The 13,049-nt window shown below is 71.8% G+C and carries 14 protein-coding genes; all 14 read right to left on the bottom strand.

What is annotated here, in order from left to right:
* Positions 1 to 8: 8 nt before the first annotated feature.
* The 14 genes from rplS to AB0K14_RS16020 all read right to left on the bottom strand — a co-directional run bounded on the left by rplS (position 9) and on the right by AB0K14_RS16020 (position 12,738).
* Positions 9 to 368 carry a 50S ribosomal protein L19 gene (rplS, locus tag AB0K14_RS15955; protein WP_053720493.1) on the bottom strand — a complete coding sequence of 120 codons (360 nt, stop codon included), beginning with the start codon at positions 366 to 368 and terminating at the stop codon, positions 9 to 11.
* A gap of 165 nt (positions 369 to 533) precedes the next feature.
* Positions 534 to 1,268 (bottom strand): tRNA (guanosine(37)-N1)-methyltransferase TrmD, encoded by a 735-nt coding sequence (gene trmD, locus AB0K14_RS15960; protein ID WP_360447241.1) that lies wholly within the window; start codon positions 1,266 to 1,268, stop codon positions 534 to 536.
* A complete protein-coding gene (rimM, locus tag AB0K14_RS15965) occupies positions 1,258 to 1,776 on the bottom strand; it encodes a ribosome maturation factor RimM (protein ID WP_360447239.1) in 519 nt (172 codons plus the stop codon). Before rimM ends, trmD begins: the two co-directional genes overlap by 11 nt.
* Positions 1,777 to 1,784: 8 nt before the next feature.
* Positions 1,785 to 2,024, bottom strand: coding sequence for an RNA-binding protein (locus AB0K14_RS15970; RefSeq protein ID WP_015104447.1), 240 nt, complete (start codon positions 2,022 to 2,024; stop codon positions 1,785 to 1,787).
* Entirely contained in the window at positions 2,021 to 2,461 is a 441-nt protein-coding gene (gene rpsP, locus AB0K14_RS15975; protein WP_360447237.1) for a 30S ribosomal protein S16, read from the bottom strand. Before rpsP ends, AB0K14_RS15970 begins: the two co-directional genes overlap by 4 nt.
* A gap of 152 nt (positions 2,462 to 2,613) precedes the next feature.
* On the bottom strand, positions 2,614 to 3,381 hold the full coding sequence (locus tag AB0K14_RS15980; RefSeq protein WP_360447235.1) for a 5-oxoprolinase subunit PxpA: 768 nt from the start codon (positions 3,379 to 3,381) through the stop codon (positions 2,614 to 2,616).
* The gene (locus AB0K14_RS15985) at positions 3,378 to 4,154 is read right to left on the bottom strand and encodes a type II CAAX endopeptidase family protein (protein WP_360447233.1); all 777 of its coding nucleotides are present in this window, start codon (positions 4,152 to 4,154) and stop codon (positions 3,378 to 3,380) included. The genes AB0K14_RS15980 and AB0K14_RS15985 overlap by 4 nt, the downstream gene beginning before the upstream one ends.
* Before the next feature lie 15 nt (positions 4,155 to 4,169).
* Positions 4,170 to 4,880 carry a CPBP family intramembrane glutamic endopeptidase gene (locus tag AB0K14_RS15990; RefSeq protein ID WP_360447231.1) on the bottom strand — a complete coding sequence of 237 codons (711 nt, stop codon included), beginning with the start codon at positions 4,878 to 4,880 and terminating at the stop codon, positions 4,170 to 4,172.
* A gap of 334 nt (positions 4,881 to 5,214) precedes the next feature.
* Complete coding sequence (locus tag AB0K14_RS15995; RefSeq protein ID WP_360447229.1) at positions 5,215 to 6,291, bottom strand: amidohydrolase family protein; 1,077 nt, start codon at positions 6,289 to 6,291, stop codon at positions 5,215 to 5,217.
* Entirely contained in the window at positions 6,288 to 7,829 is a 1,542-nt protein-coding gene (ffh, locus tag AB0K14_RS16000) for a signal recognition particle protein (RefSeq protein WP_360447227.1), read from the bottom strand. The genes AB0K14_RS15995 and ffh overlap by 4 nt, the downstream gene beginning before the upstream one ends.
* 55 nt (positions 7,830 to 7,884) lie before the next feature.
* Positions 7,885 to 8,427 (bottom strand): AAA family ATPase, encoded by a 543-nt coding sequence (locus AB0K14_RS16005; RefSeq protein ID WP_360447225.1) that lies wholly within the window; start codon positions 8,425 to 8,427, stop codon positions 7,885 to 7,887.
* Positions 8,428 to 8,662: 235 nt separating this feature from the next.
* Positions 8,663 to 11,029, bottom strand: a complete 2,367-nt coding sequence (locus AB0K14_RS16010; protein WP_360447223.1) for a [protein-PII] uridylyltransferase — start codon at positions 11,027 to 11,029, stop codon at positions 8,663 to 8,665.
* A 30-nt stretch (positions 11,030 to 11,059) separates the two neighbouring features.
* A complete protein-coding gene (locus AB0K14_RS16015; protein ID WP_123745943.1) occupies positions 11,060 to 11,398 on the bottom strand; it encodes a P-II family nitrogen regulator in 339 nt (112 codons plus the stop codon).
* Positions 11,395 to 12,738 carry an ammonium transporter gene (locus AB0K14_RS16020; RefSeq protein ID WP_360447221.1) on the bottom strand — a complete coding sequence of 448 codons (1,344 nt, stop codon included), beginning with the start codon at positions 12,736 to 12,738 and terminating at the stop codon, positions 11,395 to 11,397. Before AB0K14_RS16020 ends, AB0K14_RS16015 begins: the two co-directional genes overlap by 4 nt.
* Positions 12,739 to 13,049: the final 311 nt, after the last annotated feature.

Genomic DNA, 13,049 nt, shown 5'->3' on the forward strand with positions numbered 1-13,049 from the left:
GCCCGGCGTCAGGAGGCCGGCTTGGCGTCGCGCTTCTCCTTGATCTTGGCGGCCTTGCCGCGCAGGTCGCGGAGGTAGTACAGCTTCGCCCGGCGGACGTCGCCGCGGGAGGCGACCTCGATCTCGGCGATGTTCGGGGAGTGCACCGGGAAGGTGCGCTCGACACCGACACCGAACGAGACCTTGCGGACGGTGAAGGTCTCGCGGATGCCGCCGTTCTGCCGGCGGATCACGACGCCCTGGAACACCTGGACCCGCTCGCGGGAGCCCTCGATGACGCGGACGTGGACCTTCAGCGTGTCGCCCGGCCGGAAGCTGGGGATGTCGGAGCGCAGCGACTGGGCGTCAAGAGCGTCCAGGGTGTTCATCGGTGGTCCGTCCTCGTCCTCACGTGTATTGCGTACTCCCCCAAGGCGCGGCCGAACTCAAGTCACACACGCGCGGGGGCGGGCCTAGCGCACGCCGGATGAGTAGAACCGGGTGCAGCAACCTGTCCAGTGTGCCAGACGAGGGGCGGCACCACGAAATCGCCCCTAGTCGAGCTCGTCGAGCAGCCTGCGGTCGTGCTTGTCCAGCGCGCCCTCGGGCAGGGCGTCGAGCAGCTCGGGACGGCGTTCGCGGGTGCGGCGCAGCGACTGGTCCCGCCGCCAGCGGTCGATCGCCCGGTGGTTGCCCGAGCGCAGGACCTCCGGCACGGCGAGCTCTCGCCAGACCTCCGGGCGGGTGTAGCTGGGCCCCTCCAGCAGGCCGTCGGAGAACGAGTCCTCGGCGGCCGACTTGGGGTTGCCCAGCACGCCCGGCAGCAGCCGGACCACGGCCTCGACCACGACCAGCACGGCCACCTCGCCGCCGACGAGCACGTAGTCGCCGATGGAGACCTCGTCCACGCGCATCCGGCCGGACGCGTCGTCCACGACCCGCTGGTCGATGCCCTCGTACCGGCCGCAGGCGAACACCAGGTGCTCCTCGGCGGCCAGGTCGTGCGCCATCCGCTGGGTGAACGGGCGGCCGGCGGGCGTGGGCACGATCAGGCGGGTGGCCGGGGTGCAGACCGCGTCCAGCGCCTCACCCCACACCTGGGGCTTCATCACCATGCCGGGACCGCCGCCGTACGGGCTGTCGTCGACGGCCTTGTGCACGTCGTGCGTCCAGTCGCGCAGGTCGTGCACGCCGACGCTGATCAGGCCCTTGTCGATCGCCTTGCCCAGCAGGGCGGCGCGCAGCGGGTCCAGGTACTCCGGGAAGATCGTGACGACGTCAATCCGCATCGAGCAGGCCCTCGGGCGGGTCCAGCACGACGCGCTTGCCCGCGATGTCCACCGTGGGCACGATCTCCCGCACGAACGGCACCAGGGTCTCGCTGCCGTCCTCGCGCTTGACCACCAGCAGCTCGCCGCCGGGCCCGTGCACGATCTCCAGCACGGTGCCGACCTTCGTGCCGTCGGCCAGCTCGGCGGTCAGCCCTTCGAGCTCGTGGTCGTAGAACTCGTCGGGGTCGCCGGTCGGCGGCAGGTCCTCGGTGCGGCCGAGCAGCACCGTGCCCCTCAGCGTCTCGGCGACGTCACGGGTCAGCACTTCCTCGAAACGCACCAGCAGCCGCCCGGAGTGGTTCCGGGCGGCTGCGACGGTGAGGTTGCGGGACGTGCCGTCGCGCAGTTTGGCGGCCAGCACCGAGCCCAGCGCGAACCGGGTCTCGGGTGAGTCCGTGCGCACGTCGACCGCGAGCTCGCCGCTGATCCCGTGCGCCTTGGCCACTCGGCCGACGACGACGTCCATGTGCGCGTTCAGCGGTCGGTGTCGACCACGTCGACGCGAACGCCACGACCGCCGATGCCCGCCATCACGGTGCGCAGGGCGGTCGCGGTGCGGCCGCTGCGGCCGATCACCTTGCCGAGGTCGTCCGGGTGGACGTGCACCTCGAGCGTGCGACCACGCCGGGTCGTGACCAGGTTCACCCGGACGTCGTCCGGGTGGTCGACGATGCCCCGAACGAGGTGTTCGAGAGCGTCAGCCAACAAGCTCACGCCTCGTCCTTGGGAGCCTCGGCGGCGGGCTCGGCGTCGGCGACCTTCTTGGCCGACTTCTTCTTCGGGGTCGTCGCCTCGGTGGTCGGCGCGTCGCCCGCGGCGGCCAGCGCGGCGGCGAACAGCTCCGCCTTGCTGGTCTTGGGCTCCTTGACCTTCAGCGTGCCCTCGGCGCCCGGGAGGCCCTTGAACTTCTGCCAGTCACCGGTGATCTCCAGCAGGCGCTGCACCGACTCGGTCGGCTGCGCGCCGACACCCAGCCAGTACTGCGCGCGGTCGCTGTCCACCGCGATGAACGACGGCTCTTCCTTCGGGTGGTACTTGCCGATCGTCTCGATGGCCTTGCCGCTGCGGCGGACGCGGGCGTCGGCGACGACGATCCGGTAGTACGGCTGACGGATCTTGCCAAGCCGCTGAAGCTTGATCTTGACGGCCACGGGTGTGGGTGCTCCTCGTGCTCTGTGTGCTCAGGTGCGGGCAGTCCTCACCCGAGTGGGGCACGGGTGGAGAAAGCCCAGATGTCTGGGGCGCCATGGCACGGTGAGAGGGACCGACCTCGGCGAACAACCAACCATTCTGCCAGACAGGTCTACCCCGAGACGAATCGGGCCACCGCGACGCCCGCGTCCGCCAGCGCGGCGCGGACCTTCGTCGCGTGCTCGACCGCGCCCGGTGTGTCGCCGTGCAGGCAGATCGAGTCGACTTCCACCTTGAGCACGGCGCCGTCCGCGGCGACCAGTTCACCGCGTTCGGCGAGCCTGAGCACCTGGGCGAGCACGGCGTCCGTGCTGGTCAGGACGGCGTCCGGCCGGGTGCGCGGCACGAGGGTGCCGTCCGGGGTGTACGCGCGGTCGGCGAACGCCTCCCGGACCGGGCGCAGCCCCGCCCGTTCGGCGCGGTGGAGCAGGCGTGAGCCGGGCAGCCCGAGGACGGGCAGGTCGCCGAACGCCTTGACCCCGTCCACCACGGCCTGCGCCTGCCGGTCGTGGTGCACGGTGGCGTTGTAGAGCGCGCCGTGCGGCTTGACGTACTCGACCCCGGTCCCGGCCGCCCGGGCGCACGCGTCGAGCGCACCGATCTGGTACAGGACCTCGTCGGCCAACTCGGACGGGTCGACGTCGATGAAGCGGCGGCCGAAGCCGGCCAGGTCGCGGTAGGAGACCTGGGCGCCGACCGCCACACCGGCGGCGGCGGCCTGCCGGCACACCCGGCGCATGGTCGACGGGTCGCCGGCGTGGAAGCCGCAGGCCACGTTCGCGCTGGTCACGATGCCGAGCAGGGCTTCGTCGTCGCCCAGGCGCCAGATGCCGAAGCCCTCGCCGAGGTCGCTGTTGAGGTCGATCACGCCCGCGCTCACGCCGGCATCACCCCGATCGAGACGAGCAGGAGGGTCAGGCCGGGCAGGAAGTTGTTGATCACGTGCGCCACCACGCTCGCGGTGAGCCGGCGCGTGATGAGGCGGGCGATGCCGATGGGCAGCGCGATGACGATGAGCAGCGACGTCCGCAGCGGTTCCAGGTGGCTGGCCGCGAAGATGACGGTGGTCAGCACGAACGCCGCCCACCGGCTCCAGCGCTGGCGCTCGATCGCGCCCCACAGCAGGCCGCGGTAGATGATCTCCTCGCACACCGGGCCGAGGAAGCACACGTAGAGGAACATCGCGAGGGCGGCGGCCAGGGGCAGCCCCGCGCCGTCCACGAGCTCGCCGATCGCGGAGGTGGCGTTGTCGTCGCCGACGAACTCCGACCAGATGACCGCGGCCACGTAGGTCAGCACCAGCCCGAGCGCGCCCAGCTTGAGGCCGATCTTGACGTCCGCCCAGTCCCAGGCGAGCCGCAGGTCCCGGAACGGGCCGTTGCCGCGCAGGTAGGTGACCGCGATCGCGACGCCCGCGGCCAGCACCGTCGGGACCATCGAGCCGATCAGGATGAACGTCACCGAGGAGCCGATGTCCGTGCCCGACGTGCGGGCCACCGCGGTGATGAACACCGCACTGAGAATGAAAACCGCTTCTACCAGCAGGAACGCGCCGAAGCCCCACCGCTGGCCGGCCTGCACCACTTCCGGCTCCCGGCCGACCGCGCGGACGCTCGCGATCAGGCCTGGCGGCGGCTCATCCGGTCTTGTCACAACCATCCACCCTAGTCAGCCGGTGTAGAGGTAGACGGCCGGCAGCAGGTTGTTGGTCGCGTGGGCCACCACGCTGGAGGCAACCCGGCCGGTGATCATGCGGGCCGCGCCGATGGCGAGCCCCTGGGCGAACAGGCTGAGCACCCGCCAGCTCTCCTCGTGCAGGAACGCGAAGACGAGGGCGGTGAGGGCGAGGATGGCGATCCGGGGGATCCGGTAGTGGGCGAGTGCTTGCCACAGGGCTCCCCTGGTGAGGAGTTCCTCGGTCAGCGGCGCGCCGAGGAAGACGAACAGCGCCGCCGCGGCCAGCCAGATCGTGCGGCCGCCGGCCAGGGCCTCGATCTCGTCCAGCGAGCTGGACCGGTCCGGGTTGATGCGCAGCAGCAGCGCGCCGAGCAGCCAGGCGGCCAGCAGCGCCGCGCCGCCCGCGGCCAGGCCCACCTTGAGGTCACGGGCGGTGGGGACCAGGCCGAAGTCCTTGGCGGGCCCGTCGCCCCGGCGCCAGGAGATGACGACGGGGCCGAGGCCGAGCAGGACGTTGGGCAGGAAGACCAGCAGCAGGAGCGGGCCGAGGACCGGCGGGTCGGTGATGTCCACCTCGGCGAAGCGGTCGGCGGTCGCGGCGGTGAAGACGAGGATGGCGAGGTGGTAGCCGCCCAGGCCGGTGAAGAACGCGAGGAAGCCCCAGTGCGCCCGGCCGGTGTCCCGGTCCCGCTGTTCCTCCACTCGTCCGAACGTAGTGGTCTGGCGGGGCGGAGTGCCGCCCGAGCCGGTTCAAGATCACCCTGACGGCGGCAGCGATGACCTCGGGTGGCGGAAGAACTCCTCGCCACGCGTCCCCACCACGGATTTCCTACCGCCGACCGGGTCGTGGGCGGCGGCCGTCAGGGGTGCTCCCGGCGACGGGCGGGCGCGGATCCGACGATGGGCCGGCGCGGATGCAGCAACGGTCAAGCCTGCCTTCGGCGGCGGTCAGGCGCGAATGCCGCAACGGCCAGGCCTGGTCCCGGCGACGGGCAGGCGTGGATGCCGCAACGACCAGGCATGGTCCCGGCGGCGGTCAGGCGTGGATCCGGCCGCGCAGCATGACCAGCGCGGGGTGGCGCAGGGCGTCGAGGTCTTCGCGCGGGTCGGTGTCGTAGACCACGATGTCGGCCGCCGCGCCCTCGGTCAGAGACGGGAAGCCGAGCCACTCGCGGGCGGCCCAGGAGGCCGCGCCGAGGGCCTGGGTGGCCGTCATGCCGACCCCGTGGAGGGCCTTGATCTCGTCCACGATCCGGCCGTGCTCGATGCCGCCGCCCGCGTCCGTGCCCGCGAACACCGGCACGCCCGCCTCGACGGCCTTGGCGATGGTCCCGGTGTTGCGCGCGTACAGCTCGCGCATGTGCCCCTGGTAGACCGGGTACTTCTCCGCGCCGGCCGCGATGGACGGGAAGTTCTCGATGTTGATCAACGTCGGCACGAGCGCGGTCCCCGTGCGGGCCATCTGCGCGATCGTGTCGTCGGTCAGGCCCGTGCCGTGCTCGATGCAGTCGATACCCGCGTTGAGCAGGGCGGGCAGGGCGTCTTCGCCGAACACGTGCGCGGTGACCCTGGCCTTGTTCTCGTGCGCGACCTTGATCGCCTCGGTGAGCACGTCCTCGGTCCACAGCGGCGCGAGGTCGCCCGTGCCGCGGTCGATCCAGTCGCCGACCAGCTTGACCCAGCCGTCGCCGGCGGCGACCTGCTCGGCCACGGCGGACGGCAGGTCGGCCGGGTCCTCGATCTCCACGCCCAGGTACTTGATGTACCGCTTGGGCCTGGCCAGGTGCCTGCCCGCGCGGATGATCCGCGGCAGGTCCAGCCGCTCCTGCAACGGGCGGGTGTCCACCGGCGAGCCGCAGTCGCGGATGAGCAGCGTGCCCGCCCGCCGGTCGGCGAGGGCCTGGTCGACCGCCTCGGGCAGGTCGACCGCGCCCTTGGCGCCCAGACCGACGTGGCAGTGCGCGTCGACCAGGCCGGGCACCAGGTAGCCACCGGTGCTGACGGTGGTCGCGCCGGGCACCGGCCGGGTGCGGATCCGGCCGTTGACCACCCAGACGTCCTGCGGGTCGCCGCCGTCGGGCAGCACCACACCCCGCAGGTGCAGGCCGGTCACTTGCCGAACTTCAGCTTCGACGGGTCGAAGCCGGGTGGGAGCTGGTCGAGGCCACCGATGCCGGGCGGCAGCTCGTGCCCGCCGCCCTGGGGCGGCATGCCGGGCATGCCGGGCATGCCGGGCATGCCGGGGAACCCGCCGCGCACCTTCGGCGGCGTCGGGCCGCGGCCCTTGCCCTTCTTGCCCTTCTTCCCCTTGCCCTTGCGGTTGTTCTTGCCGCCCGCGCCCGGCAGGCCGAAGCGGCCGGCCATCTGGCTCATCATCTTGCGGGCTTCGAAGAACCGGTTGACCAGGTCGTTCACGTCGCTGACCTTGACGCCCGAGCCGTTGGCGATGCGCAGCCGGCGGGACGCGTTGATGATCTTCGGGTCGTCGCGTTCGGCCGGGGTCATGCCGCGGATGATCGCCTGCACCCGGTCGAGGTGCTTCTCGTCCAGGTTGGCCAGCTGGTCCTTCATCTGGCCCGCGCCGGGCAGCATGCCGAGCAGGTTCGCGATCGGGCCCATCTTGCGCAGCGCGAGCATCTGCTCCAGGAAGTCCTCCAGCGTGAGCTGGCCGGACCCCATCTTGACCGCGGCGGCCTCGGCCTGGTCGGCGTCGAACGCCTGCTCGGCCTGCTCGATCAGGGTGAGCATGTCGCCCATGCCCAGGATCCGGCTCGCCATCCGGTCCGGGTGGAAGACGTCGAAGTCCTCCAGCTTCTCCCCGTTCGAGGCGAACAGGATGGGTTGGCCGGTGACCTCGCGGACGCTGAGCGCGGCGCCACCGCGGGCGTCGCCGTCGAGCTTGGTGAGCACCACGCCGGTGAAGCCGACGCCCTCGGAGAACGCGGTCGCGGTGTTCACCGCGTCCTGGCCGATCATCGCGTCGACCACGAACAGCACCTCGTCGGGCTGCACGGCGGCACGGATGTCGACGGCCTGGCGCATCATCTCCTCGTCGACGCCGAGGCGGCCCGCGGTGTCGACCAGCACGATGTCGTGCTGGGCCCGCTTGGCCTCCTCGATGCCCTTGCGGGCCACGTCGACCGGGTCGCCGACGCCGTTGCCGGGCTCGGGTGCGAACACGGGCACGCCCGCGCGCTCGCCGACCACCTGGAGCTGGGTCACCGCGTTGGGCCGCTGGAGGTCGCAGGCCACCAGGATCGGCGTGTGGCCCTGGCCCTTGAGCCACTTGGCGAGCTTGCCCGCCAGGGTGGTCTTACCGGCGCCCTGCAGACCCGCGAGCATGATCACGCTGGGCGGGTTCTTGGCCAGGTTGAGCCTGCGGGTCTCCCCGCCGAGGATGTTGACCAGTTCCTCGTTGACGATCTTGACGACCTGCTGGGCCGGGTTCAGGGCCTGGCTGACCTCGGCGCCCTTGGCGCGCTCCTTGACCTTCGCGATGAACGTCCGCACCACGGGCAGCGCGACGTCGGCCTCCAGCAGCGCGACCCGGATCTCGCGCGCGGTCGCGTCGATGTCGGCCTCGGACAGCCGCCCCTTGCCCCGCAGGTTCTGCAGGACCGAGGTGAGCCGGTCGGAAAGGGTGTTGAACACGTTGCCGCCAGACCTCGCACGTCGTCGGTGGGTTCTCGGTTCTTAGGGTAGCCGTTCACGCCGACGTCACGGACAGCCGCAGGTGGTCCCGGCGGGTCAGCAGGGTCAGGCCCTGCCAGCCGCGCGGTGGCACCCCCGCGGTGAAGCGGGCGCGCAGCCGGGCCGCGCGGCGCACGTGCCGGGCGAACGACCGGGACCGGATCAGCCTGCCCCGCGTGACCTGGCCGGACAGCGCTTCCTCCGGGCTCGCGTCCAGCCACAGGAAGTGCCTCGGCCGGTTGGTCAGCACGCCGACCGCGACCAGGCCGGCCCGGGTGGTCGGGCGGGTGGACGGCTCGTGCACCAGCAGCAGGCCGCCCGCGGTGATCGCGAACCACAGGATGCGGGCGCGGTGCACCAGGTGCACCAACGGGCGGTAGAGGCGGTACGGCAGGGCTTTCGGGAAGAGGGTCCGGAGCTTGGTCCGCACCTGGTCGGAATCCAGCACGACGGCGGGCGCGCCACCCGTGTCGGCGGCGGCGAGCAGCGTCGACTTACCCGCTCCCGGCAGTCCGGCCAGCACGACCAGCGAGCGCGGCCTCACGGCGACAGCGGTCATCGCATCCATACTAAAGAGACGTTCCGGGCGAGCACGAGTTCCGGCGTGATCGGGAGCGGCCCAACCCCTCGATGGGCCGCTCCCGCCTCCCCCCGTGGCGAGGTTCCCCCCGGCTCGCCCCCTCCCCTGGCGAGCCCCCCGTGCCACGGCTCAAAGCTTGCCTTGGCACGGGGTCCGCGGGCAGCGTGAGCACCCGCGATCGGTTGTGCGTAGACCTACGCAAGTCCCGGCGCCGTCACCGGGCGGCCAGCAGCACGGCCCGTTCGATCCGGCGCTGGTCGACGCTCATGCCGTCGGGAACCGTGAGGGCGAACGAGTCCACCACCGTGGAGCCCAATGTGGACACCCGCGCCCACACGATGTCCACACCGGACTGCTCAAGGGCGTCGGCGACGTGGTGCAGCAGCCCGATCCGGTCCGCCGCGCGCAGCTCCAGCACCACCGCGCCGGTCGACTCGTCGTCGAACCACAGCACCTTCGGCGGTGGCGGGTCCTGCGGCGGGCCGCCGTAGTCGCGCTCCTTCGCGGCGAGCTTGTCGGCCAGCGCGAGGGAGCCGTCCACGGCCCTGGTGAGCTGTTCGCGCAACAGGGTCACGTCCGGCAGCGAGCCGAACCTGGGCGAGACGGTGAACACGTCGACCGCCGCCACCCCGAGAGAGGGGTCGTCGTGGGAACGCAGGGTGGCGGCGTGCACTTCGAGGGAGTTGAGCGCGAGCACCCCGGCGGCCCGCGACAGCAGTCCCGGCCGGTCGGGCGCGACCACCGTGATGGTGGCCGTGTGGTCGGCCCGGTCGATCAGCACGTCCGGTTTGCCGCTGGCCAGCACGGTCCGGGCGAGGTCCTGCTGGCGCTGGTCCAGCGGCTCCGGCTTGGGCAGCGGGTCGCCCGCCATCGCGGTGCGGCAGCGCGCGACCAGGTCGCTGATCAGCGAGGCCTTCCAGTCCGACCACACGCCCGGCCCGGTGGCCACCGCGTCGGCCTCGGCCAGCGCGTAGAGCAGCTCCAACAGCACCGGGTCGCCGCCGAGGGTGTCCACCACGCGGCGCACGGTGGCCTCGTCCTCCACGTCACGGCGGGTGGCCGTGTGCGGGAGCAGGAGGTGGTGACGCACCAGCGCGGTGAGCGTGGCCACGTCCTGCGGCCACAGGCCGAGCCGTTCGGCGATCTGCGTGGTGATCGCCGCGCCGACCTCCGAGTGGTCGGCCTGCCTGCCCTTGCCGATGTCGTGCACCAGGGTGCCGAGCAGCAGCAGGTCCGGCCGGGACACCCTGGTGACCAGGCGGGCCGCGTGCGCGGTGGCCTGCACCAGGTGGCGGTCGACGGTCCAGGTGTGCGCGGCGTCGCGGGGCGGCAGGTCGCGCACCGCGCCCCACTCCGGGAAGAGCCTGCCCCACAGGCCGGTGCGGTCCAGCGCCTCGACCACGTCGATCAGGCCCGTGCCGGTGCCCAGCAGGGCCAGCAGCTCGTCGCGGGCCTCCCTCGGCCACGGTTGCCGCAGCTCCGGGGCCGAGTCGGCGAGCTTGGCCAACGTGCCCGGTGCGATCGGGTGCTTGCTGCGGGCGGCGGCCGTGGCGACCCGCAGCAGCAGGGCCGGGTCACGGCTCGGCGTCGCGTCACGCGCCAACGCCACCTCGGAGCCGTGCAGCACGACACCCTCGTCCAGCGGCCGCCGCGCGGGCGTGCGCCTGAGCGGGGAGCGGGCGAACACGCCCAGTCCGCGCTTGGGCACCGCGGCCCGCGCCGTGCGCATGGCCACGTCCACCGCGTAGACGATCGTGCGCGCGGCCGACGACATCGAGCGGGCCAGCGTGAAGCGGTCCTGCAGGCCCAGCGCGGTGGCGACCTCGTCGCCGTCCTGCGCACGGAGCACGTCGCGCGGCTTGCCCGCCACCCGGCGCAGCTCCGTGCGCACGTCCAGCAGCAGCTTGCGCGCCTCGTTGACCTCGGCGGACGGCCGGTCGGTCAGCTGCGCCGCGCTCAGCGCGTCCAGCAGCGTCACGTCCCGCAGCCCGCCACGGCCGTGCTTGAGGTCGGGCTCGACGCGGTGCGCGATCTCGCCGCTGCGCGCCCAGCGCCGCGACGCCGACTCGGCCATCTCGTCCAGCCTCGTGCGCACCCCCGTGCGCCACGCCTGACGGGCGCTGTCGGCCAGCCGCTGGCTGATCTCCTGGTCGCCCGCGATGTGGCGGATGTCCAGCAGCCCCAACGCGGTGCGCAGGTCACCGGCGGCGACGCGCAGCGCCTCGCCGACCGTGCGCACCGAGTGGTCCAGGCCGATGCCGGAGTTCCACAGCGGGTACCAGAGCTTCTCGGCGATCGCGTCCACGCCCTTGTGCCCGTTGTGCACCAAGAGCAGGTCCAGATCGGAATAGGGCACCAGCTCGCGCCTGCCCAAACCCCCCACGGCGACCAGCGCGACCCCGCTGCCCGGTCCGCCGACGCCCGCCTGCGAGGCGTGCGCGGTGAGCCAGAACTCGTGCAGGTCCACCAGCGCCTCGCGCAGCGACTCCCCCGTCAAACGGCGCCGACCTGGCGCGAGCAGCCGATCGCGTGCTCGCACCAGGTCGTCAGCCGTGACGACGGCCGTCTCGGCGTTATCCATACGGCCGTCTCCCATTCCTACTTCGGATCCCTATAGGGCATCCGAGCCGCGCTCCCCGGTGCGGACCCGGATGACCGTGTCGACCGGGGTCACCCAGACCTTGCCGTCACCGATCTTGCCGGTGCGGGCGGCCTCCACGACGGCGTCGAGGACCTTCTCCACGGCGGCGTCGTCGATCAGGACCTCGATGCGCAGCTTGGGCACGAAGTCCACGGCGTACTCGGCGCCGCGGTAGACCTCGGTGTGGCCCTTCTGCCTGCCGTACCCCTGGACCTCGCTGACGGTCATGCCCAGCACGCCCAGCTGCTCCAGGGATGCCTTCACGTCGTCCAGGGTGAAGGGCTTGATGATCGCGGTGACCAACTTCATGACTTGTTGCTCCCCTCGAGAACCGCAGTGGCGCCGGCGGCGACACTGGGCTTGCTGCTGCCACGGGCGCCGATGCCGCCACCGAACTCGTACGCCGTCTCCGCGTGCTCGGCCTCGTCGATGCCGGCGACCTCGGCCTCCTCGTCGGCGCGGAAGCCGACGGTGATCTTGACCAGGTAACCGAGGATGAGGCTGAGCACGAAGGAGTAGGCGAGCACGGCGAGGGCGCCGACGGCCTGTCGCCACAGCTGGTCCACGCCGCCACCGTAGAAGAGGCCGTCGATGCCCGCCGGGGCGGAGGAGCTGGCGAAGAAGCCGATCAGGATGGTGCCGGAGAGTCCGCCCACCAGGTGCACGCCGACCACGTCGAGCGAGTCGTCGAAGCCGAAGCGGTACTTCAAGCTGACTGCCAGGGCGCACAGCGCGCCGGTGATCGCGCCGATCGCGATGGCGCCGACCGGGGTGACCGCGGAGCACGCCGGGGTGATGGCGACCAGACCCGCGACGATGCCGGACGCGGCGCCGAGCGTGGTGGCGTTGCCGTCGCGGACGCGTTCCACGACCAGCCAGGCGAGCATCGCGGCGCAGGTGGCGACCAGGGTGTTGATGAACGCGACGCCCGCGGTGCCGTTCGCGGCGACGGCGGAGCCCGCGTTGAAGCCGAACCAGCCGAACCACAGCAGACCGGCGCCGAGCACGACCAGCGGCAGGCTGTGCGGCTTCATCCGGTCCTTCGGCCAACCGACGCGCTTGCCGAGGACGAGCGCCAGCGCGAGGCCCGCCGCACCGGCGTTGATGTGCACCGCCGTGCCGCCCGCGAAGTCGATGGCGAGCAGCTTGTTGGCGATCCAGCCGCCCGGGTCGATGACGTTGCCGTCAGCGTCCTTGCCGTCGAAGTCGAACACCCAGTGCGCGACCGGGAAGTACACCAGCAGGGCCCACAGGCCCGCGAACAGCAGCCACGGCCCGAAGCGGGCGCGGTCGGCGATCGCACCCGAGATCAGCGCCACCGTGATGATGGCGAACATCGCCTGGAAGGCGACGAAGACGGTGGTCGGGATGGTCCCGAACGCCGACTCCTTGCCGAGCAGGCCGTCCAGGCCGAAGAACTCGAACGGCTTGCCGAGCAGACCGGCGCCGACATCGGTGCCGAACGCCGTGGAATAGCCGACCAACACCCAGAGCACACCGACCACGGCGATTGCGCCCAGGCTCATCATCATCATGTTGAGCACACTCTTCGACCGGACCATGCCCCCGTAGAAGAAGGCAAGTCCCGGCGTCATCAACAGCACCAGTGCGGCACTGGTGAGCACCCAGGCGGTGTCCCCTGTATCCACGTCGACCTCCACTGCACGTCGGTTGCAGGGAGCATCGAGATGTCCTGTTTCGCGCGGTTGCGCCTCAGGTTTCGCGGAGGTGAACTGTCCGGGCCCTGGTGTTACGGGCACGTTTCGTCGACTTGAAGCAAGCAGTTCCGCCCGCAATCAGCACGGGCGGCGGCGGATTTCGCGGTGACGGACCGTGCGAGCGGGTCTCGTCTTTGCGGTGGTTCGTGTGATCCTGCGCAGCGCCCCGACGACGCTCGGTCACCGACTCGGGACGTCTGCCGCACCGGTCGGCCACCTCGGCTCCGGCGTGCCGCGGCGGG

Origin of the sequence: Actinosynnema sp. NPDC050801 (assembly GCF_040673975.1) — a bacterium.
Taxonomy (GTDB): domain Bacteria; phylum Actinomycetota; class Actinomycetes; order Mycobacteriales; family Pseudonocardiaceae; genus Actinosynnema.

Coding starts and splice junctions, on each gene's coding strand:
- AB0K14_RS16015 (WP_123745943.1), bottom strand. CDS start 11,398: ATGAAGTTGGTCACCGCGATCATCAAGCCCTTCACCCTGGACGACGTG.
- rplS (WP_053720493.1), bottom strand. CDS start 368: ATGAACACCCTGGACGCTCTTGACGCCCAGTCGCTGCGCTCCGACATC.
- trmD (WP_360447241.1), bottom strand. CDS start 1,268: ATGCGGATTGACGTCGTCACGATCTTCCCGGAGTACCTGGACCCGCTG.
- rimM (WP_360447239.1), bottom strand. CDS start 1,776: ATGGACGTCGTCGTCGGCCGAGTGGCCAAGGCGCACGGGATCAGCGGC.
- AB0K14_RS16005 (WP_360447225.1), bottom strand. CDS start 8,427: ATGACCGCTGTCGCCGTGAGGCCGCGCTCGCTGGTCGTGCTGGCCGGA.
- AB0K14_RS16010 (WP_360447223.1), bottom strand. CDS start 11,029: ATGGATAACGCCGAGACGGCCGTCGTCACGGCTGACGACCTGGTGCGA.